The sequence below is a fragment of the Streptomyces venetus genome (genome assembly GCF_039540295.1).
In the GTDB taxonomy this organism is placed as follows: domain Bacteria; phylum Actinomycetota; class Actinomycetes; order Streptomycetales; family Streptomycetaceae; genus Streptomyces; species Streptomyces venetus.
On the sequence record NZ_BAABET010000001.1, the window covers coordinates 296,271 to 315,803 of the forward strand.

The 19,533-nt window shown below is 70.1% G+C and carries 19 protein-coding genes; 13 read left to right on the forward strand and 6 right to left on the reverse strand.

Features of this window, described 5'->3' with window-relative positions; all coding sequences use genetic code 11:
- The first annotated feature begins 225 nt into the window (after positions 1 to 225).
- Together aceE and ABEA82_RS01315 are read left to right on the forward strand one after the other, a co-directional pair.
- A complete protein-coding gene (gene aceE / locus ABEA82_RS01310; protein WP_345659445.1) occupies positions 226 to 2,973 on the forward strand; it encodes a pyruvate dehydrogenase (acetyl-transferring), homodimeric type in 2,748 nt (915 codons plus the stop codon).
- An 83-nt stretch (positions 2,974 to 3,056) separates the two neighbouring features.
- Positions 3,057 to 3,791, forward strand: coding sequence for a potassium channel family protein (locus ABEA82_RS01315; protein WP_345659446.1), 735 nt, complete (start codon positions 3,057 to 3,059; stop codon positions 3,789 to 3,791).
- Between the two features lie 137 nt (positions 3,792 to 3,928).
- Here ABEA82_RS01315 and ABEA82_RS01320 read toward each other — a convergent pair whose 3' ends face one another.
- Together ABEA82_RS01320 and ABEA82_RS01325 are read right to left on the reverse strand one after the other, a co-directional pair.
- A complete protein-coding gene (locus ABEA82_RS01320; protein ID WP_345659448.1) occupies positions 3,929 to 4,219 on the reverse strand; it encodes a small hydrophobic protein in 291 nt (96 codons plus the stop codon).
- Positions 4,220 to 4,454: 235 nt separating this feature from the next.
- Complete coding sequence (locus tag ABEA82_RS01325; protein ID WP_345659449.1) at positions 4,455 to 6,080, reverse strand: MFS transporter; 1,626 nt, start codon at positions 6,078 to 6,080, stop codon at positions 4,455 to 4,457.
- A 116-nt stretch (positions 6,081 to 6,196) separates the two neighbouring features.
- Between ABEA82_RS01325 and ABEA82_RS01330 the strand changes: the two genes are divergently transcribed.
- From ABEA82_RS01330 to ABEA82_RS01340, 3 genes are all read left to right on the forward strand, one after another.
- Positions 6,197 to 6,829, forward strand: a complete 633-nt coding sequence (locus ABEA82_RS01330; RefSeq protein ID WP_345659450.1) for a TetR family transcriptional regulator — start codon at positions 6,197 to 6,199, stop codon at positions 6,827 to 6,829.
- A 73-nt stretch (positions 6,830 to 6,902) separates the two neighbouring features.
- Entirely contained in the window at positions 6,903 to 8,111 is a 1,209-nt protein-coding gene (locus ABEA82_RS01335; protein ID WP_345659451.1) for an alpha/beta hydrolase, read from the forward strand.
- A 66-nt stretch (positions 8,112 to 8,177) separates the two neighbouring features.
- Entirely contained in the window at positions 8,178 to 9,038 is an 861-nt protein-coding gene (locus ABEA82_RS01340; protein ID WP_345660096.1) for a DUF4429 domain-containing protein, read from the forward strand.
- 108 nt (positions 9,039 to 9,146) lie between these two features.
- Here ABEA82_RS01340 and ABEA82_RS01345 read toward each other — a convergent pair whose 3' ends face one another.
- Both ABEA82_RS01345 and ABEA82_RS01350 read right to left on the reverse strand, forming a co-directional pair.
- A complete protein-coding gene (locus tag ABEA82_RS01345; protein WP_345659452.1) occupies positions 9,147 to 10,163 on the reverse strand; it encodes an aldo/keto reductase in 1,017 nt (338 codons plus the stop codon).
- A complete protein-coding gene (locus tag ABEA82_RS01350) occupies positions 10,160 to 10,624 on the reverse strand; it encodes a MerR family transcriptional regulator (protein ID WP_345659453.1) in 465 nt (154 codons plus the stop codon). Before ABEA82_RS01350 ends, ABEA82_RS01345 begins: the two co-directional genes overlap by 4 nt.
- A 98-nt stretch (positions 10,625 to 10,722) precedes the next feature.
- Here ABEA82_RS01350 and ABEA82_RS01355 point away from each other — a divergent pair, with 98 nt between their 5' ends.
- Both ABEA82_RS01355 and ABEA82_RS01360 read left to right on the forward strand, forming a co-directional pair.
- Positions 10,723 to 11,193, forward strand: coding sequence for a GNAT family N-acetyltransferase (locus ABEA82_RS01355; RefSeq protein WP_345659454.1), 471 nt, complete (start codon positions 10,723 to 10,725; stop codon positions 11,191 to 11,193).
- Positions 11,194 to 11,267: 74 nt separating this feature from the next.
- Positions 11,268 to 12,083, forward strand: coding sequence for a serine hydrolase domain-containing protein (locus tag ABEA82_RS01360; protein ID WP_345659455.1), 816 nt, complete (start codon positions 11,268 to 11,270; stop codon positions 12,081 to 12,083).
- On the opposite strand, the gene ABEA82_RS01365 is transcribed toward ABEA82_RS01360, so the two are convergent.
- Complete coding sequence (locus ABEA82_RS01365; RefSeq protein WP_345660097.1) at positions 12,080 to 12,730, reverse strand: pirin family protein; 651 nt, start codon at positions 12,728 to 12,730, stop codon at positions 12,080 to 12,082. The genes ABEA82_RS01360 and ABEA82_RS01365 overlap by 4 nt on opposite strands.
- Before the next feature lie 62 nt (positions 12,731 to 12,792).
- On the opposite strand from ABEA82_RS01365, the gene fasR reads away from it, so the two are divergent.
- The 5 genes from fasR (at position 12,793) to fabF (ending at position 17,723) form a co-directional block, all read left to right on the forward strand.
- Positions 12,793 to 13,998: a fatty acid biosynthesis transcriptional regulator FasR gene (gene fasR / locus ABEA82_RS01370; protein ID WP_345659456.1), complete on the forward strand. Its 1,206-nt coding sequence runs from the start codon at positions 12,793 to 12,795 to the stop codon at positions 13,996 to 13,998.
- Between the two features lie 89 nt (positions 13,999 to 14,087).
- A complete protein-coding gene (locus tag ABEA82_RS01375; RefSeq protein WP_345659457.1) occupies positions 14,088 to 15,017 on the forward strand; it encodes an ACP S-malonyltransferase in 930 nt (309 codons plus the stop codon).
- Between the two features lie 16 nt (positions 15,018 to 15,033).
- On the forward strand, positions 15,034 to 16,035 hold the full coding sequence (locus tag ABEA82_RS01380) for a ketoacyl-ACP synthase III (protein WP_345659458.1): 1,002 nt from the start codon (positions 15,034 to 15,036) through the stop codon (positions 16,033 to 16,035).
- Between the two features lie 81 nt (positions 16,036 to 16,116).
- Complete coding sequence (locus ABEA82_RS01385; protein WP_003989952.1) at positions 16,117 to 16,365, forward strand: acyl carrier protein; 249 nt, start codon at positions 16,117 to 16,119, stop codon at positions 16,363 to 16,365.
- An 86-nt stretch (positions 16,366 to 16,451) separates the two neighbouring features.
- Positions 16,452 to 17,723 (forward strand): beta-ketoacyl-ACP synthase II, encoded by a 1,272-nt coding sequence (fabF, locus tag ABEA82_RS01390; protein ID WP_345659459.1) that lies wholly within the window; start codon positions 16,452 to 16,454, stop codon positions 17,721 to 17,723.
- Positions 17,724 to 17,865: 142 nt separating this feature from the next.
- Here fabF and ABEA82_RS01395 read toward each other — a convergent pair whose 3' ends face one another.
- Positions 17,866 to 18,360 carry a DUF3145 domain-containing protein gene (locus tag ABEA82_RS01395; RefSeq protein ID WP_345659460.1) on the reverse strand — a complete coding sequence of 165 codons (495 nt, stop codon included), beginning with the start codon at positions 18,358 to 18,360 and terminating at the stop codon, positions 17,866 to 17,868.
- A gap of 258 nt (positions 18,361 to 18,618) precedes the next feature.
- On the opposite strand from ABEA82_RS01395, the gene ABEA82_RS01400 reads away from it, so the two are divergent.
- Positions 18,619 to 19,506, forward strand: a complete 888-nt coding sequence (locus ABEA82_RS01400; RefSeq protein ID WP_345659461.1) for an SGNH/GDSL hydrolase family protein — start codon at positions 18,619 to 18,621, stop codon at positions 19,504 to 19,506.
- Positions 19,507 to 19,533 lie beyond the last annotated feature (27 nt).

Here is a 19,533-nt window from a genome sequence, read left to right on the forward strand (position 1 = left end):
CTTTCTGCCCTGTTTGGGCGTTTGGGAATCGTCTGTGGGTACGAGACTCGAAGGTATTCGCCCCATACGTCACGGAGTCGATCTCACGTCTGGGTTACCGATCGGTAGAGATGACGTTTCCCGGCCCCGAGGTGGACCATGGGGAAGGCGCGCCCCAGCGACGACGCCCCGGCGACGACAGCGAAACAGCGGCCCTCGCAGGCCCTCTGACAGGTAAGGAACAGCGTGGCTTCCGCATCCGATCGCAACCCGATCATCATTGGCGGCCTTCCGAGTCAGGTTCCTGACTTCGACCCCGAAGAGACGCAGGAGTGGCTCGACTCCCTCGACGCCGCCGTCGACGAGCGCGGCCGGGAGCGCGCCCGTTACCTCATGCTGCGGCTGATCGAGCGGGCCCGCGAGAAGCGTGTGGCCGTGCCGGAGATGCGCAGCACGGACTACGTCAACACCATCCCGACCAAGAGCGAGCCGTTCTTCCCCGGCAACGAGGAGATCGAGCGGAAGGTCCTCAACGCGACCCGCTGGAACGCGGCGGTGATGGTCTCCAGGGCCCAGCGCCCCGGCATCGGCGTCGGCGGCCACATCGCCACGTTCGCGTCCTCCGCCTCCCTCTACGACGTCGGCTTCAACCACTTCTTCCGCGGCAAGGACGACGGCCTCGGCGGCGACCAGGTCTTCTTCCAGGGCCACGCCTCCCCCGGCATCTACGCCCGCGCCTTCCTGCTGGACCGGCTCAGCGAGCAGAACCTGGACGGCTTCCGCCAGGAGAAGTCGAAGGCGCCCCACGGCCTGTCGTCGTACCCCCACCCACGGCTGATGCCGGACTTCTGGGAGTTCCCCACGGTCTCGATGGGCCTCGGCCCGATCGGCGCGATCTACCAGGCGCGGATGAACCGCTACATGCACGCGCGCGGGATCGCCGACACCTCCAAGTCGCACGTGTGGGCGTTCCTCGGCGACGGCGAGATGGACGAGCCCGAGTCGCTGGGGCAGCTCACGCTCGCCGCCCGCGAGGGCCTGGACAATCTGACCTTCGTGGTCAACTGCAACCTCCAGCGCCTCGACGGCCCGGTGCGGGGCAACGGCAAGATCATCCAGGAGCTGGAGTCGGTCTTCCGCGGCGCCGGCTGGAACGTGATCAAGCTGGTCTGGGACCGCTCCTGGGACCCGCTGCTCGCCCAGGACCGCGACGGCGTGCTGGTCAACAAGATGAACACCACGCCCGACGGACAGTTCCAGACGTACGCCACGGAGACCGGCGCGTACATCCGCGAGCACTTCTTCGGCGACGACCAGCGGCTGCGCGCCATGGTCGAGGGCATGACCGACGACCAGATCCTGCATCTGGGGCGCGGCGGTCACGACCACCGGAAGATCTTCGCGGCGTACAAGGCGGCCGTGGAGCACAAGGGCCAGCCCACGGTGATCCTCGCCAAGACGATCAAGGGCTGGACCCTGGGCCCGAACTTCGAGGGCCGCAACGCCACGCACCAGATGAAGAAGCTGACGGTCGACGACCTCAAGCGCTTCCGCGACCGCCTCCACCTGCCGATCTCCGACAAGGAGCTGGAGTCCGGCGTCCCGCCGTACTACCACCCGGGCCGGGACTCGGAGGAGATCCAGTACATGCACGACCGCCGCAAGGGGCTCGGCGGTTACGTCCCGACGCGTGTGGTGCGCTCCAAGCCGCTGCCGCTGCCCGAGGACAAGACGTACGCGACCGTGAAGAAGGGTTCGGGCCAGCAGTCCATCGCGACGACGATGGCCTTCGTCCGTCTCCTCAAGGACCTCATGCGGGACAAGGAGATCGGCAAGCGGTTCGTGCTGATCGCGCCGGACGAGTACCGCACGTTCGGTATGGACTCGTTCTTCCCGAGCGCGAAGATCTACAACCCGCTCGGCCAGCAGTACGAGTCGGTCGACCGTGACCTGCTGCTCGCCTACAAGGAGTCGCCGAACGGCCAGATGCTGCACGACGGCATCTCCGAGGCGGGCTGCACGGCGTCCCTGATCGCGGCCGGCTCCGCCTACGCGACCCACGGCGAGCCGCTGATCCCGGTCTACGTCTTCTACTCGATGTTCGGTTTCCAGCGCACCGGCGACCAGTTCTGGCAGATGTCCGACCAGCTGGCGCGTGGTTTCGTCCTGGGCGCGACCGCCGGCCGGACGACCCTGACCGGCGAGGGCCTCCAGCACGCGGACGGGCACTCCCAGCTGCTGGCCTCCACGAACCCGGGCTGCGTCGCGTACGACCCGGCGTTCGGCTTCGAGATCGCGCACATCGTGAAGGACGGCCTGCGCCGGATGTACGGCGGCGACGAGGAGCACCCGCACGGCGAGGACGTCTTCTACTACCTGACCGTCTACAACGAGCCCATCCAGCACCCGGCCGAGCCGGAGAACGTGGACGTCGACGGCATCCTCAAGGGCCTGTACCGCTTCAGCGAGGGCACGGCGGGTTCGGTTCCGGCGCAGATCCTGGCGTCCGGCGTGGCGCTCCCCTGGGCGATCGAGGCCCAGAAGATCCTGGCCGAGGACTGGAACGTCAAGGCCGACGTGTGGTCGGCGACCTCCTGGAACGAGCTGCGGCGCGAGGCCGTGGACTGCGAGCAGCACAACCTGCTGCACCCCGAGGAGGAGCAGCGGGTGCCGTACGTGACGCGGAAGCTGGCCGACGCGCAGGGTCCGGTCGTGGCCGTGTCCGACTGGATGCGAGCGGTTCCGGACCAGATCGCGCGCTGGGTGCCGCAGACGTACCAGTCGCTGGGCGCGGACGGCTTCGGCTTCGCGGACACGCGCGGCGCGGCCCGCCGCTTCTTCCACATCGACGCGGAGTCGATCGTGGTGGGGGTGCTGACCGAGCTGGCGCGGGCGGGCAAGGTCGACCGGTCGGTGCTCAAGCAGGCGATCGACCGGTACCAGCTGCTCGACGTGGCGGCGGCCGACCCGGGGGTCGCGGGCGGCGACGCGTAGCACCTGGATCACCGTCAAGGGGTGGTGAGCCTCACGGGTACACCGTGGGCACACCACCCCTTCACGTTTCCTACGATGCGGCCATGCAGCAGCAGTCGGCCCAGCTCCGTTGGGAACAGCACACGCAGCGGCCGCTCTTCGGCCTGGCCCTCGCCTTCGCCGTCGCCTACGCGGTGCCGATCGTCCGGCCGGACGCGAGCCGGGCCGTGGTGGACGTGTGCGCCGCCGTCGAGTGGGTGGTGTGGGGCGCGTTCGCGCTCGACTACGGCGTACGGCTCGGTCTCGCCCGGGAGCGGCTGGTGTTCATTCGGACGCACTGGCTCGACCTGGGGGCGGTGCTGCTGCCGATGCTCCAGCCGATGCGGTTGCTGCGGCTGGTGTCGACGCTGCTGCTGGTCGGGCAGCGGGCGCGGATGGCCTCGCAGATCAAGCTCACGACCTATGTCGCCGGTGCGGTGGTCGGGCTGCTGATGTTCGGGTCACTGGCCGTGCTGTCGGTGGAGCGGGACGCGCCGGGCGGGAACATCCGGACGTTGGGGGACGCGGTGTGGTGGTCCTTCACGACGATGACGACGGTCGGGTACGGGGACCATGCGCCGACGACCGGGCTGGGGCGGATGCTCGCGGTCGGGTTGATGCTGTCCGGGATCGCCTTGCTGGGTGTGGTGACGGCGAACATCGCGGCGTGGTTCATCGCGCGGTTCGAGATGGATGACGTGGAGGAGCGGCGGCAGACGGAGGCGATTCGGGAGCTGACGGAGGAGGTTCGGGCGTTGCGGGGGGAGGTGGCGGCCCTTAAGGGGACGCGGGTTGAGTAGCCCTGGGGGTTTCGCTGGGGCGGGGCGTCGCGCAGCCCGGCATAGCGGGGTGCCGCTGCGCCCACCCTCCCCCAAGCTCTCGGCTTCGCTCGAGCAGGGGGGACCCCCATCGCCCCTAGCGGCACGCATGCCCGCAGCTAGGCCGGCAGGCCGGCCAGTCGGATGATGGCCAGGAGCGTGTCGATGGTGCCCAGGGTGAGGGCGACCACGGCCGTGGTCGGGCGGGAGCCCGACCAGGTGCGGCCCATGGCGAGCCAGCCGCAGACGATCGCCGCGGGGCCGAGGATGATCCCCAGCACGAAGAAGCCGGCGACCGCGCAGATGACTCCGATGATGCCGAGCGTCGCGCGATCCGGCCCGGTCCGTGACCACGTCCGGCCACGTGAGCGGGGGCGCCTGCGCGTACCGTGCCCAAAGCTCGCCATCATCAACTCCCGTGAACCCTCGGTCGGTTGGGGTTCGGTTCGGGTACTGAATGGCGAGTACCCCCGGTACGGGCCTTAATCGTGCTGCCTGCGCGCTGCCCCCCTCCAGCAGCGCGCCGCAGCGTCCGTCCTCCATGCCCTGCGGAGGACTTGACCCACTGTGACCTGCGATGCGTGCCGGAGGGGAGAGTTCGAGGGCGCTGTTCACCCTGATGGGCGAACACCTCGGGGTCGGCCGTCAGATGTGCGCCGCGCCCGCGCCGGCGCCCGCGTTCTCACCGCGCTTCGTCAGGAACGCCACCAGCACCGCCACCACGGCGACCCCGGCGGCGACGAGCGACGCCGCGCTCATACCGGAGATGAACGTGTCGTGCGCGACGCCCGTGATCTTCGCGGCGATCGCGTCCGGCGTCCCCGGCGCCAGCGGCGGGACACCGACCTGGACGGCCTCGGACGCCTGGTGCTGCTGCTCCGGCGTCAGCGGCGGAAGCCCCGCCTTCTCCCAGTTGCCCGCGAGGTCGCTGTTGACCTTGGACGCCATCACGGCACCCAGCACGGCCGTACCGAGGCTGCCGCCGATCTGCATGGCGGCCTGCTGGAGACCGCCCGCCACGCCGGACAGCTCCATCGGGGCGTTGCCGACGATGACTTCGGTCGCGCCGACCATCACCGGCGCGAGGCCGAGGCCGAGCAGGGCGAACCAGAGCGACATGATGCCGCTGCCGGTGTCCGTCTCCAGCGTCGACATTCCGTACATGGCGATCGCGGTGAGCGCCATGCCGCCTGCGAGCGGGATCCGCGGGCCGACCTTGGTGATCATCGCGCCGGCGAGCGGCGAGCCGACGATCATCATGCCGGTCAGCGGCAGCAGGTGCAGACCCGCGTCGATCGGGCTCATGCCGTGCACGTTCTGGAGGTAGAACGTCACGAAGAACAGGCCGCCCATGAACGCGATGGCCATCAGGACCATCAGCACGACACCGGCGGACAGCGCGACGGACCGGAACAGCGCGAGCGGGATCAGCGGCTCCTTCACCTTCGTCTCCCAGAAGGCGAAGACCGCGAAGCACAGCACCGAAGCACCGAGGAAGGACAGGGTCTTGACGTCGCCCCAGCCCCACTCGGACGGCGGGGCCTTGATGAGCGCCCACACCAGGCAGAACACCGCGGTCGACAGCAGGGCGATGCCCAGGAGGTCGAAGGAGCGCGGGGCGTTCTCCGCACGGTGGTCGAGGAGGATCCAGACACCGAGGACGACGGCGAGGACACCGACCGGCACGTTGATGAAGAACACCGACTGCCAGTTGACGTGCTCGACGAGCACGCCGCCGAGGATCGGGCCGCCCGCGGTGGACGCGCCGATGACCATGCCCCAGATGCCGATGGCCATGTTGAGCTTCTCGGCCGGGAAGGTGGCCCGCAGCAGGCCGAGCGCGGCCGGCATCAGCAGCGCGCCGAACAGCCCCTGAAGGACGCGGAAGGTGACGACCAGCGCGATGCTGTCGGACAGTCCGATGGCGCCCGATGCGGCGGCGAAGCCGACCACGCCGATGAGGAAGGTCTGCCGGTGGCCGAAGCGGTCGCCGAGCTTGCCCGCGGTGATCAGGGAGACCGCGAGGGCGAGGAAGTATCCGTTGGTGATCCACTGGACCTCGGCGAAGGTGGCGCCGAGGTCCTTCTGTATCGCTGGGTTGGCTATGGCCACGATGGTGCCGTCGAGGGCCACCATCATGACCCCCACAGCGACGGTGATGAGGGTGAGCCAGGGGTGCCCTCGCAGCCCCTTGCCCGGCGTCGCGTCCGACGGCGCCGCCGGCGCGTCGCCCCCCGACCCCGTCGTGTCGATGGTGGTCTGACTAGTCATGCCTTCGAGGCTAATGACAGCCACTGACAATTGACAAACCAATTCACAAGTCGGTAACTGTCAGGACACCCTCGGCTAGCCTGAACTGGGCAAACACTTCAGACGAGAGGCACCTCTTGAACCTGCGCGAACGCAAGAAACGGCGCACCCGGGACGCCCTGCTGCGGGCCGCCCTGGAACTGTTCGCCACGCGCGGGTACGACGAGACGACCGTCGACGACATCGCCGCCGCCGTCGACGTCTCGCAGCGCACCTTCTTCCGCTACTTCGCCGGCAAGGAGGAGACCGCGTTCTTCGTGCCGCGCCTCGCCGAGGCACTCGTCGTCGACGCCGTACGGGCACGTCCGCCGGGCGAGGCACCTCTGGAGGCGCTGCGCCGGGCCGTGCTGGAGAGCTGGGACGCGATCGGCGAGGCCATCGCGGAGCTCGTGCCGATCGAGCTCCACATGCGCGTCTACCGGGTGATCGAGTCCACCCCCGCACTGCTCGCCGCGCATCTGCGGCGGGCGGTGGAGCTGGAGGAGCAGCTCGCCCGGATCATCGCGGAGCGCGAGGGGCTCGACGTGGACGCGGATCCGCGTCCGAGGATCGTCGTGGCACTGTTCGGCGGGGTGATTCGCGTCACCGAGCGACTGTGGTCCACGGGGGACGACCTCACCCTCGACGCGATGCGCCAACTCACCGCGACCTACCTGGATCAGGTGGGTCCCGCACTGGCGGGGAACTGGCGTACGGAGCCCTCCCCTTAGCGCATACACCGAAACGTGATCCCGGTCACTTGGTTAACGCGAGACCCTCTCGTTCTCCTAGTGTGTCCTTCCAGTGACTTCCTTCGACACCTCCCCGCAACTGAACGTCTGGCGCGCACTGCTCGCTCTGGCCGTCGTGTTCGTGATGCTGGCGACCACCGGCTGGACCGCCATGCGCAACCAGCGGGGTGACACGCCGCTGCAAGCCTCGCTCTCCGCCTGGGAGCACGGCCGGATCGGCGGACACCGGCTGCCGGACCCGCAGTCCCAGCCGACGAAGCTGGCCCGCTTCTTCTCCTCGCTCACCGAGCGGCAGCGCGCGAGCCTGGTCCACACGTACCCGCTCACGGTGGGCAACATGAACGGCGCCCCGGTCGAGCTGCGTTACCGCGCCAACCGCGTGGCGCTCGACCGGGCCCGCGACGTCGAGCGGGAACGCATGCACGACAACCGCCTCACCCCGGCCGGGAAGAACGACGCCGGCCGCCGGATGCACCGCTTCGAAGACCTCATGGAGAAGGGCCGCCACATCCTCGCCTTCGACCCCGAGGGCTCGGGCCGGGTGGCGGAGGTCTTCGGCGACCTGCGCGAGGCGGACCGGGTGTCGGTCGTGGTGCCCGGTGTGGACACCGACCTGCTCACCTTCCAGCGCACCAACCGCAAGTACTCGGCGCCCGTCGGCATGGCCGAGTCGCTGTACTCGGCCGAGCGGAGGACGAGCCCGTCGACCCGTACCGCCGTGATCGCCTGGGCCGACTACACGGCGCCCAGCGGACTCGGCATCGACTCGGCCACGGCGATGCGCGCCGAGGAGGGTGCGGTACGGCTCAACGCGCTGGTGCGGTCACTGCCCGGCTCGTCGCCGGTGTCGCTGTTCTGCCACAGCTACGGCTCCGTGGTGTGCGGGGTCGCCGCGCACACGATGCCGGGCCGGGTGTCCGACATCGCGGTGGCCGGCAGCCCGGGCATGCGCGTGGAGAAGGCCGCCCAACTGCACACCAGCGCCCGGGTGTGGGCGATGCGGGACTCCGACGACTGGATCCAGGACGTGCCGTACCTGGAGGTCGGCGGGCTGGGCCACGGGGCCGACCCGATGTCCGCCGGGTTCGGCGCGCGGGTGCTGTCGGCGCAGGGTGCGAAGGGTCACGCCGGCTACTTCGAGCCGGGCACGGCAAGTCTGATGAATTTCGCAGAGATCGGCGTTGGCGCATACCGCTCGGTGCACTGCGCGCACGAAGACGGCGTCTGCCGTACCGGTTTGTCCGGCACGGCGGCGGCCTGACGCGCGTAGAGGCGAAGGAACTGCGGTCTGCTCAGGAGGGGGACGGAGGAGCGCGTGCCGCATACGATGACCCGCATGGGTGACGTACTGGCCGGATTTCATGCCGCCTGGGAGTTCGAGTCCGACTCCGTGCTCATCCGCTACGAACGGGGGATTCGAACACCCAAGCTCTTCCAGGCGCTCGGGGAACGGCGTGTCCCCCTGGACGCGCTCGCCGGGGTGACGCTGACACGCGGGAAGCGCGGCACGGTCGTGCTGCGCGTCGAGCCGCGGCCCGGAGCGGACCCGCTGATGGAGGCGGCCGCCGGGCAGCTGAAGGAGAGCGGCGACCCCTACCGGCTGGTGCTGCCCGCCGAGCGGGAGGTCCTCGCCGAGTACTACGCCGACGAGTTGCGGGGCCTGCTGACGGAGTCCGGACCGGCGGAGCGGTTCCTGGTGGAGCCGCCGAAGGGGCCGCTGTCCTTCAAGGCGTACGACGGGAAGGCGTCCTTCGACGGCCGGACCGTGAACTTCCGCTGGTTCTGGACGGGGGCGTCGTCGGCGAAGTGGAAGGCCGGCGACCAGACGTTTGGCGTCGGGGAGCTGACCGGGGTGGAGTGGCGGTCGCCGGAGGTGTTCGAAGGGCATCTGCGGCTGCTGCGGCGCGACGGGGCGGACGACTCCGCCGCGCAGGCCGATCAGGATCCCGCCGCGGTGGTGTTCGGGCTGGGGTACGGGCCCGTGCACGAGTCACTGCCGTTCGCCGCGGCGGTGCTGGCCGCGGCGCGGGCGTCCAGTCCGGTGGCGGCTGTTCCGGCGGCGGCGGCGAGGCGGGACCCTGCGGATATCGCCGAGAGGATCCGGCATCTCGGGGAGTTGCATCAGGCCGGTTTGGTGACGGATGAGGAGTTTTCGGTCAAAAAGGCCGAGTTGTTGGCGGAGCTTTAGCGTCTGCCGGCATCCCACCGTGGGCGGGCGCGGGTTCGTGCGTGGTGGTTCGCGCCCACGCGGCGGGGCCGCATATCGATGCGGCCCCGCGCCCCCGAAAAACCTCCCCTACTCCCTGCCCGCAGAAGTGAACGCCATGTCCGCGTAGCGGTTGCCCGCCACCTGGGCAGCGATGCCGTCCAGCAGGTCCAGTTGCTCGTCCGTCAGGACGATCCTGGTCGCCGCCGTGTTCTCCTCCACCCTGGACGGCTTGCGGGTGCCCGGGATCGGGATGACCGGGAGGTCGTGGATCGTCGCCTGCTGGTGGGCCCAGGCCAGGGCGATCTGGCCCAGGGAGGCGTCATGGGCGTCGGCCACCGAGCGGATCAGCCCCAGCAGGGTCGCGTTGGCCGTCGCGTTGTCGCCCGTGAAGCGGGGCTGCTGGCGGCGGAAGTCGCCGGGGGTCAGGTCCTGGTCGGCGTGGGTGAAGGAGCCCGTGAGGAAGCCGCGGCCCAGCGGCGAGTACGCGACCAGGGCCACGCCCAGGTCACGGACCGCGGGGACCACCTTCGGCTCGATGTCACGACTGAACAGCGACCACTCCGACTGCACGGCGGCGATGGGGTGGACGGCGTGCGCGGCGCGCAGTTCGTCGGCCGTGACCTCGCTCAGGCCGAGATGCTTGACCTTGCCCTCGCGGACCAGATCGGCCATGGTGCCGACGGTCTCCTCGATCGGCACGTTCACATCGCGCCGGTGCATGTAGTAGAGGTCGATGACGTCGACGTCGAGGCGCTTCAGGCTGGCCTCGACCGCCTCGCGGATGTAGGGCGGGTCGTTGCGGATGACGCGCCGGGTCGGGTCGTCCGGGGGTATCGACAGCGAGAACTTGGTCGCGATGACGACCTCGTCGCGGTGGGCCTTGAAGAACGGCGACAGGAACCGCTCGTTCTCGCCGGCGCCGTACGCGTCGGCCGTGTCGTAGAGGGTGACGCCCAGTTCGAGGGCTCGTTCCAGGGTGGCCCGGGAGGCGTCCGCGTCCGCGGGGCCGTAGCCGAAGCTCATGCCCATGCAGCCGAGGCCCTGGACACCCACCTCGGGGCCGTCGTCGCCGAGCTTCGCCGTCGTGATCCTGCCGTCCGTCATCGGGACCTCTCCGACGCCAGGGCACGCCCGGCGTCCGCGTAGAAACTGATCTTCCGGTCGAGCACGGCGAGTGTGCCGCGGAGTTCGTCGATCCTGGCCAGGACGTCCTCGCGGGTCGCCTGGAGCAGCTCGAAGCGCTCGACATAGGTGTGGTCGCCCTCGCGCACCAGTTCCGCGTACCGGACCATGTCGGCGACCGGCATTCCCGTCAGGCGGAGCTTGCCGACGAGGTCGAGCCAGTCGAGGTCACGGTTGGTGTAGCGGCGCTGGCCGGTGTGGGACCGGTCGATGTGCGGCATCAGACCGATGCGCTCGTACCAGCGCAGGGTGTGTGCCGTCAGGCCGGTGAAGGCGACGACCTCGCTGATCGTGTACCTGTCCTCACCGTCCGGGCGCCGGTTCTGCTGCGGCGGGGCGGCGCAGATGTCGGTCCTGGTCCCCGTGGTCTCCATCACCGTCATGGCCCCAACGCTAGAACCTTGGAGTGCGCTCCAAGCAAGCGTCGACGGTAAGAAATCGGCAGGACGCGTCCTGATCCGAATGGTTAGCGTACGGAGTCATGAGTTCTGTACGCCGCGCCTTGCCCGAAGACGCCGAGGAAGTCCTGCGACTGCGCCAGATCATGATCGACTCGCTGTTCGCCGCCGACCCGTCCACCGCCTGGCACGGGGAGTCCCTCCCCACGCTGAAGTCCAAACTGGGCGAGCCGGACGGGGACTTCGTGGCGTTCGTCGTGGACCACCCGGAGCGGCCGGGGGCGCTGGCCTGCCTGGTCGCCGGGACGATCGACTACCGCATCGGCAAGGCGGCCAACCCAGGGGGCAAGGTGGGCTTCGTCTTCAGTGTGGCCACCGACCCGGGCGCCCGGCGCCGCGGGTACGCGCGCGCGTGCATGACGACGCTGCTGGAGTGGTTCCGCGAGCGTGGTGCCCGGCGCGTACAGCTGACCGCCTCGCCGGAAGCCGAGCCGCTGTACGTGTCCCTCGGTTTCCGGCCCAAGCCCGACCCGTTGCTGGAGCTCACGCTCTGAGCGCCAAGGGGTCCTTGCACTATGAGCGCCCGACCCGGGCGGGCATAGTGCAAGGATCCCTTAGGCTCGAACGCATGTCGCTGAAGAGCCTCGCGTTGATCGAGAACTGGCCGGTTCCCACCGCTGCGGCGGGTGTCGTACGAGCGGACGGCACCGTCCTCGGCACTCATGGGCCGGCCGGACAGCGCTTCCCGCTCGCGTCGGTGACCAAGCCGCTGGCCGCCTACGCGGCGCTCGTCGCGTACGAGGAGGGCGCGGTCGAGCTCGACGAGCCCGCCGGTCCGGCCGGTTCGACGGTCCGGCACCTGCTCGCGCACACCTCGGGTCTCGCCTTCGACGAGCACAAGGTCACGGCCCCGCCCGGCGAGCGGCGGCTGTACTCCAACGCCGGGTTCGAGCAGCTGGGCGACCACATCACGAAGGCGACCGACATCCCCTTCGGCGAGTACCTGCGGCAGGCCGTGCTGGAGCCGCTGGGCATGACCTCGACCACCCTGGAGGGCTCTCCGGCCAAGGACGGGGTCTCCACGGTCGAGGACCTGCTGCGGTTCGCGGCCGAGGTGCAGGCCCCGCGGCTGCTGGACCCGCGTACGGTCGCCGAGGCGATGACCGTGCACTACCCGGGTACCAAGGGTGTCCTGCCGGGGTACGGGCATCAGAACCCGAACGACTGGGGCCTCGGTTTCGAGATCCGGGACGGCAAGTCTCCGCACTGGACCGGCTCGTCGCCCTCACCGCGCACGTTCGGACATTTCGGACAGTCGGGTACGTTCCTGTGGATCGACCCGGACGCGGGCGCGGCCTGCGTCGCCCTGACGGACCGGGCGTTCGGGCCGTGGGCGGTCGAGGCGTGGCCGGTGTTCACGGACGCGGTCGTCGCCGAGCTCTAGGTCATCTCCCAGACCAGCAGCTCCGCTTCCGTCGCGGCCTCCGCCTCCAGGCCCTTGGCGTCGGTGATCCGCGCCGCGTCGCCGGTGTGCAGCTCCTCGCCGTCCAGGCGCACGTCGCCGCGTACGACATGCACGTACACGTGCGCCGCGTCCGGCACCGCCGTCCGCTCCCCCGCCCTCAGCCGCCGTACGTGCAGCATCGCACCGGCCTCGGGGAGGGCGTAGGGCGTCGAGTCGGCGATGCCGCGGACGACCTCGTAGAAGGGGTCGCCGCCGGGGTCGAGCGGGGCCAGCCACATCTGGACGAAGGTCAGGGGGCCGGGGCCGTCGTTGCGCTCCACGTGCCGTACGCCGCCCGCCGAGCTGAGCCGCTGCACGTCCCCGTGGCGCACCACCGACTCGTGACCGGTGGAGTCGCGGTGGGTCAGTTCACCCGCCACCACCCACGTGACGATCTCGGTGTGGCTGTGCGGGTGTTCGTCGAAGCCGGCGCCCGGCGCCAGGTTCTCCTCGTTGCAGGCGATCACCGCGCCGAAGCGGAGGTTGTCCGGGTCGTAGTGGGGCCCGAAGGAGAAGGCGTGCCACGTCTCGATGCCTGCGGTCGAATCCCCTCCGGGGTAGCGCTCGTCCGCGCGCCTCACGTCCATCACGAGATCCACCGTAGACCCGGCGACGCACCTTCCCGTCCGGATAAGGCAGTCTTGTCCCCGTGCCCGAACCCGAAACCAGCAAGAACGAAGCCGCAGCACACGACGTCCACCCGCATGCCGCGACGCTGAAGCGGCTGGAGAAGTCGTCCGGATCGCTCGCCGCGCAGGCCATCGCGCGGATGGACGAGACGCTGCCCTGGTACCGGGCCATGCCCCCGGAGAACCGTTCCTGGATCGGTCTGGTCGCGCAGGCGGGTATCGCCGCCTTCACGGAGTGGTTCCGGCATCCGGACGCCCCGCAGGCGATCTCGACCGACGTGTTCGGAACCGCGCCGCGCGAGCTGACCCGGGCGATCACGCTGCGCCAGACCGTGGAGATGGTGCGCACCACCATCGAGGTCATGGAGAGCGCGATCGACGAGGTCGCGGCCCCGGGCGACGAGAGCGTGCTGCGCGAGGCGCTGCTCGTCTACGCCCGGGAGATCGCCTTCGCCACCGCCCAGGTGTACGCGCAGGCCGCCGAGGCGCGCGGCGCCTGGGACGCCCGCCTGGAGTCCCTGGTCGTGAACGCGGTGCTGAGCGGCGAGGCCGACGAGGGGGCCGTGTCCCGGGCCGCCGCCCTGGGATGGAACTCGCCCGAACACGTGTGCGTGGTGCTCGGCACGGCGCCCAACGGTGACTCCGAGCTGACCGTGGAGGCGATCCGGCGGGCCGCCCGGCACGCCAAGCTCCAGGTGCTGACCGGGGTGCTCGGGGACCGGCTGGTCGTCATCGCGGGCGGCAGCGACAACCCGCTGGCCGTCGCCAAGTCACTGATCGGCCCGTACGCGGCCGGGCCGGTCGTGGCGGGCCCGGTGGTGCCGGACCTCCAGGCCGCGACCCGCTCCGCGCAGGCCGCCGCGGCGGGGCTGAAGGCGTGTTCTGCCTGGCAGGACGCCCCGCGGCCGGTCCTGGCGGACGACCTGCTCCCGGAGCGGGCGATCGCCGGTGACCCCTCGGCACGCGTCCAACTGGTGGAGGAGATCTACAGACCGCTGGAGGAGGCCGGGGCCGCGCTCCTGGAGACCCTCAGTGTCTATCTCGAACAGGCGAGCAGCCTCGAAGGCGCGGCCCGGATGCTGTTCGTTCACCCCAACACCGTCCGCTACCGGCTTCGACGTGTGACTGACGTCACCGGTTGGTCACCCTCCGATGTACGCTCTGCCTTCACGCTGCGGATCGCGCTGATCCTGGGGCGTCTGGTCGATGGAGATCTCCAGCCCTAAGGTTTTGTCGAAGCTCGACAAAACCCCCTCGTGTTCTTCGTCCCTGTCCCCACGGGCGGCCGTGCCCGTACCCAAGAGAGAGTGTGAGAGTGCTCGTACTCGTCGCTCCCGGCCAGGGCGCCCAGACGCCCGGCTTCCTGACTGAATGGCTCGACCTCCCCGGTGTCCGCGGTGCCCTTGAGGCATGGTCCGACGCCGTGGATCTCGACCTGATCCGCTACGGCACCGAGGCCGACGCGGAGGAGATCCGCGACACCGCGGTGGCGCAGCCGCTGCTCGTCGCGGCCGGACTGGCGTCCGCGTACACGCTGTTCGACGACCCGGCGGAGCTGCCGCGCAAGGTCGGCGCCCTCGCCGGTCACAGCGTCGGTGAGATCACCGCGGCGTCGCTCGCCGGGGTGCTCCCGCACGAGGAGGCCGTCCGGCTGGTCCGCACCCGTGGACTCGCCATGGCCGAGGCCGCCGCCGTCACCGAGACCGGAATGGCCGCCCTCCTCGGCGGCGACCCCGAAGTGACGGTTCCGCACCTGGAGAAGCTGGGCCTGACCCCGGCGAACATCAACGGCGCGGGCCAGATCGTGGCGGCCGGTACGAAGGAGCAGCTCGCCGAGCTGGAGGCGGACAAGCCGGAGGGCGTGCGCAAGGTCGTCGCGCTGAAGGTCGCGGGCGCCTTCCACACGCACCACATGGCTCCCGCGGTCGACACGCTGGCGAAGGCCGCCGAGGCCCTGGCGCCCGGCGACCCCAAGCTCACCTACGTCTCGAACAAGGACGGGCGGACGGTCAGCTCCGGCACCGAGGTGCTGGACCGTCTGGTCGGCCAGGTCGCCAACCCGGTCCGCTGGGACCTGTGCATGGAGACCTTCAAGGAGCTCGGCGTCACGGCCCTGATCGAGCTGTGCCCCGGCGGGACCCTCACGGGCCTCGCCAAGCGCGCCCTGCCCGGTGTGAAGACGCTGGCGCTGAAGACCCCCGCCGACCTCGACGCCGCTCGCGAGCTCATCGCCGAGCACGCCTGACAAGGAGCCCGAGAGCATGGCGAAGATCAAGCCCAGCAAGGGCGCCCCGTACGCGCGGATCCTCGGTGTGGGCGGCTACCGCCCGACCCGGGTCGTGCCGAACGAGGTCATCCTCGAGACGATCGAGTCGTCCGACGAGTGGATCCGCTCGCGCTCCGGCATCGAGACGCGGCACTGGGCCTCCGACGAGGAGACCGTCGCCGCGATGTCGGTCGAGGCGTCCGGCAAGGCCATCGCGGACGCGGGCATCTCCGTCGAGCAGATCGGCGGCGTGATCGTCTCGACCGTCTCGCACTTCAAGCAGACTCCGGCCGTCGCCACCGAGATCGCCGACAAGCTGGGCACCGCCAAGGCCGCCGCCTTCGACATCTCGGCGGGCTGCGCGGGCTTCGGCTACGGTCTCACGCTCGCCAAGGGCATGATCGTCGAGGGCTCGGCGGAGTACGTCCTGGTGATCGGCGTCGAGCGGCTGAGCGACCTGACCGACCTGGAGGACCGCGCGACGGCCTTCCTGTTCGGCGACGGCGCCGGCGCGGTCGTGGTCGGCCCGGCCCAGGAGCCCGCGATCGGCCCGACCGTGTGGGGCTCCGAGGGCGACAAGTCCGACACCATCAAGCAGACCGTACCGTGGACGGACTACCGCGACGGGACGGTCGAGAAGTTCCCCGCGATCACCCAGGAAGGCCAGGCGGTGTTCCGCTGGGCCGTGTTCGAGATGGCGAAGGTCGCCCAGCAGGCGCTGGACGCGGCCGGGATCACCGCGGACGAACTGGACGTCTTCATCCCGCACCAGGCCAACGTGCGGATCATCGACTCGATGGTGAAGACCCTGAAACTGCCGGAGCACGTCACGGTCGCCCGGGACATCCGCACCACCGGCAACACCTCGGCCGCCTCGATCCCGCTCGCGATGGAGCGGCTCCTGGCGACCGGTGAGGCGAAGAGCGGGGACACCGCGCTCGTCATCGGCTTCGGGGCGGGTCTCGTCTACGCCGCGACTGTCGTTACCCTCCCCTAGGCACTCCGTGCCGGATCATGCGATCCAGCACGGGAGCAAACACCTGCCACACCCTCTGGATATCTACGAAGGAGCGCCAACATGGCCGCCACTCAGGAAGAGATCGTCGCCGGTCTCGCCGAGATCGTGAACGAGATCGCCGGCATCCCGGTTGAGGACGTCCAGCTGGACAAGTCCTTCACCGACGACCTGGACGTCGACTCGCTGTCCATGGTCGAGGTCGTCGTCGCCGCCGAAGAGCGCTTCGACGTCAAGATCCCGGACGAGGACGTCAAGAACCTCAAGACCGTCGGTGACGCGACCGACTACATCCTCAAGCACCAGGGCTGATCTACCGATCAGGTCCTAGGGCTGACTGCCCCGCCACCCGGCGGTGGCGCCGCTTAATCCTCGTATCCGTTGGAGAAAGAATTCCCGTGAGCCCGACCAATCGCACCGTGGTCGTCACCGGTATCGGCGCAACCACACCGCTGGGTGGCGACGTAGCCTCTACCTGGGAGGGCCTGATCGCCGGACGTTCCGGCGTCAAGCCCCTGGAGCAGGACTGGGCCGCCGATCAGGCGGTCCGTATCGCGGCCCCGGTCGCCGTGGAACCGACCGAGGTCATCCCCCGGCCGCAGGCCCGCCGCCTGGACCGTTCGGCGCAGTTCGCGCTGGTCGCGGCCAAGGAGGCGTGGGCGGACGCCGGTTTTGAAGCGAAGGCCGGCGACGACCCGGCCGTCGACCCCGACCGGCTCGGCGCCGTCATCGCCTCCGGCATCGGCGGTGTGACGACCCTGCTCGACCAGTACGACGTGCTGAAGGAGAAGGGCGTCCGCCGCGTCTCCCCGCACACCGTTCCCATGCTGATGCCCAACAGCCCCTCGGCCAACGTGGGTCTGGCCGTGGGCGCCCGTGCGGGCGTGCACACGCCGGTCTCCGCCTGCGCCTCGGGCGCCGAGGCCATCGGCTACGCCATCGAGATGATCCGCACCGGCCGCGCCGACGTCGTCGTCGCGGGTGGCACGGAGGCGGCGATCCACCCGCTGCCCATCGCCGCGTTCGGCAACATGATGGCGATGTCCAAGAACAACGACGACCCGCAGGGCGCGTCGCGTCCCTACGACACCGCCCGCGACGGCTTCGTCCTCGGTGAGGGCGCCGGTGTCGTGGTCCTGGAGTCCGCCGAGCACGCCGCCAAGCGTGGTGCCCGGGTGTACGCCGAGGCGGTCGGGCAGGGCATCTCCGCCGACGCGCACGACATCGTGCAGCCGGAGCCGGAGGGGCGGGGCATCTCGCACGCCCTGCAGAACCTGCTGGACCGCAATGACCTGGACCCGGCGGAGATCGTGCACGTCAACGCGCACGCGACGTCGACGCCGGCCGGTGACATCGCCGAGTTGAAGGCGCTGCGGAAGGTGTTCGGTGACGACGCCGACCACTTCGCGGTGTCCGCGACGAAGTCGATGACCGGGCATCTGCTGGGTGGTGCCGGTGGTGTCGAGACGGTGGCGACCGTGCTCGCGCTGTACCACCGGGTGGCTCCGCCGACGATCAACGTGGAGAACCTTGACCCGGAGGCCGAGGCGAATGCCGATGTCGTCCGGGGTGAGGCTCGGAAGCTGCCGGTCGACGGGCGGATCGCGGCGTTGAACGACTCGTTCGGGTTCGGTGGGCACAACGTGGTGCTGGCGTTCCGGACCATTTGATTCTGGGCGTTGAATGGCCCGAACCCCCTTCGGTGGGGTTCGGGCCATTCGCCGTTTCTGTGGCGTTGTGTGCCGGGTGCGGGCTGTCTGGGGTTGTTCGCGCAGTTCCCCGCGCCCCTGGGGGGCGTGCCCCTGAAGGGGTCTACACGACCTGGTGGAGCCAGCGGACCGGGGCGCCCTCGCCTGCGTAGCGGAACGGTTCCAGTTCGTCGTCCCAGGGCTTGCCGAGCAGCTTGTTGAGTTCGGCTTCCAGGTCGGTCTCCCCCTGCCGACTGCGTTGCAGTGCCGCGCGCAGGCGGTCCTCGGGGATGAGGATGTCGCCGTGGATGCCGGTGACGGCGTGGAAGATGCCCAGGTCGGGGGTGCAGCTGTAGCGCTCGCCCTCGGCGGTGGGGCAGGGTTCCGCGGTGACCTCGAAGCGGAGGAGGTGCCAGCCGCGCAGCGCCGACGCCAGCTTCGACGCCGTGCCCGCCTGGCCCTGCCAGGAGAACTCCGAGCGCCAGGTGCCCGGGGCGGCGGGCTGACGGATCCAGTCCAGGTTGACGCGTGTGCCGAGCACCCCGGCGATGGCCCACTCGACGTGCGGGCACAGCGCGCGCGGCGCGGAGTGCACGTACAGGACTCCACGTGTCGTCACCGGAACCTCCGGGCAGAGCGGGACAGCTTGGAAACGGGCGGACGGCTGTGACCGGGCGGGTCACGTTGATGGCGAGGCTACCGTGCGGTGGCGCAAGGAGTGTGACGTACGGTCGGTCCAGGTGGCGGGAAACGCTTGGCATTCACCCAGGGGGACGCTTGTGCGGGTGTGAGGCGTTGCACCTGATCGGTCGGGAACCCTCGTGCGTTGTTATGGGTTGGGGAGACAGGCACGGCGCGGCGAGGGGATGGACCAGGGATGCGGAAGCGAAGCCACCGCTCACGGGCCGTGCTTGCCCTGGTGGCGGCGGCCGTGGTGGGTGTGGCCGGCTGTGACGCCGTGGGGGGTGACTCCGCCGCGCCGTCGGAGAGGGCCGAGCCGTCCCCGAAGCCCTCACCCCTCTGGGACCGCAGTCCGCGTTCCGTGGCGGCCGTCGGTGACTCCATCACGCGCGGCTTCGACGCCTGTGACGTGCTGTCGGACTGCCCGGAGGCGTCCTGGGCGACCGGCGCGAGCCCCGAGGTCGACTCGCTCGCCGTCCGGCTGCTGGGGCGGACCGGCGCCGCCGAGCGGAGCTGGAACTACGCCGTGACGGGGGCGCGGATGGCGGACCTGCCCGGGCAGGTGGACCGGGCCGTGCGGCGGAAACCGCAGCTGGTGACGGTGATGGTGGGGGCGAACGACGCGTGTCGGGCCACGCCCTCGGCGATGACCCCGGTCTCCGAGTTCCGCGCCGACTTCGAGGACTCCATGCGCACGCTGCGCAAAGCCCTGCCCAAGACCCAGGTGTTCGTGGCGAGCGTGCCGAACCTGAAGCGGCTGTGGTCCGAGGGCCGTGCCAGCCCGATGGGCAAGCAGGTGTGGAAGCTGGGCATCTGCCCGTCCATGCTGGGCGACGCGGACGCCCTGGACTCGACGGCCACCCTGCGGCGGAACACGGTGCAGAAGAGGGTGGAGGACTACAACAAGGTGTTGGCGGAGGTCTGTGCCGAGGACAAGCGGTGCCGCTCCGACGGGGGCGCGGTGTACGACTACCGCTTCGGCACCGCCCAGTTGAGCCGCTGGGACTACTTCCACCCCAGCGTGAACGGACAGGCCCGGTTGGCGGAGATCGCCTACCGGACCGTGACGGCGAAGCGGCCCTGACCCGGACCCCTGACTTAGAGTTCCGCA

Coding starts and splice junctions, on each gene's coding strand:
- ABEA82_RS01340 (WP_345660096.1), top strand. CDS start 8,178: ATGACCCGCATGGGTGACGTACTGGCCGGATTTCATGCCGCCTGGGAG.
- ABEA82_RS01325 (WP_345659449.1), bottom strand. CDS start 6,080: ATGACTAGTCAGACCACCATCGACACGACGGGGTCGGGGGGCGACGCG.
- ABEA82_RS01400 (WP_345659461.1), top strand. CDS start 18,619: ATGCGGAAGCGAAGCCACCGCTCACGGGCCGTGCTTGCCCTGGTGGCG.
- ABEA82_RS01365 (WP_345660097.1), bottom strand. CDS start 12,730: ATGGACGTGAGGCGCGCGGACGAGCGCTACCCCGGAGGGGATTCGACC.
- ABEA82_RS01385 (WP_003989952.1), top strand. CDS start 16,117: ATGGCCGCCACTCAGGAAGAGATCGTCGCCGGTCTCGCCGAGATCGTG.
- ABEA82_RS01350 (WP_345659453.1), bottom strand. CDS start 10,624: ATGACGGTGATGGAGACCACGGGGACCAGGACCGACATCTGCGCCGCC.
- ABEA82_RS01345 (WP_345659452.1), bottom strand. CDS start 10,163: ATGACGGACGGCAGGATCACGACGGCGAAGCTCGGCGACGACGGCCCC.
- ABEA82_RS01360 (WP_345659455.1), top strand. CDS start 11,268: ATGTCGCTGAAGAGCCTCGCGTTGATCGAGAACTGGCCGGTTCCCACC.
- ABEA82_RS01320 (WP_345659448.1), bottom strand. CDS start 4,219: ATGATGGCGAGCTTTGGGCACGGTACGCGCAGGCGCCCCCGCTCACGT.
- ABEA82_RS01355 (WP_345659454.1), top strand. CDS start 10,723: ATGAGTTCTGTACGCCGCGCCTTGCCCGAAGACGCCGAGGAAGTCCTG.
- ABEA82_RS01315 (WP_345659446.1), top strand. CDS start 3,057: ATGCAGCAGCAGTCGGCCCAGCTCCGTTGGGAACAGCACACGCAGCGG.
- ABEA82_RS01380 (WP_345659458.1), top strand. CDS start 15,034: ATGGCGAAGATCAAGCCCAGCAAGGGCGCCCCGTACGCGCGGATCCTC.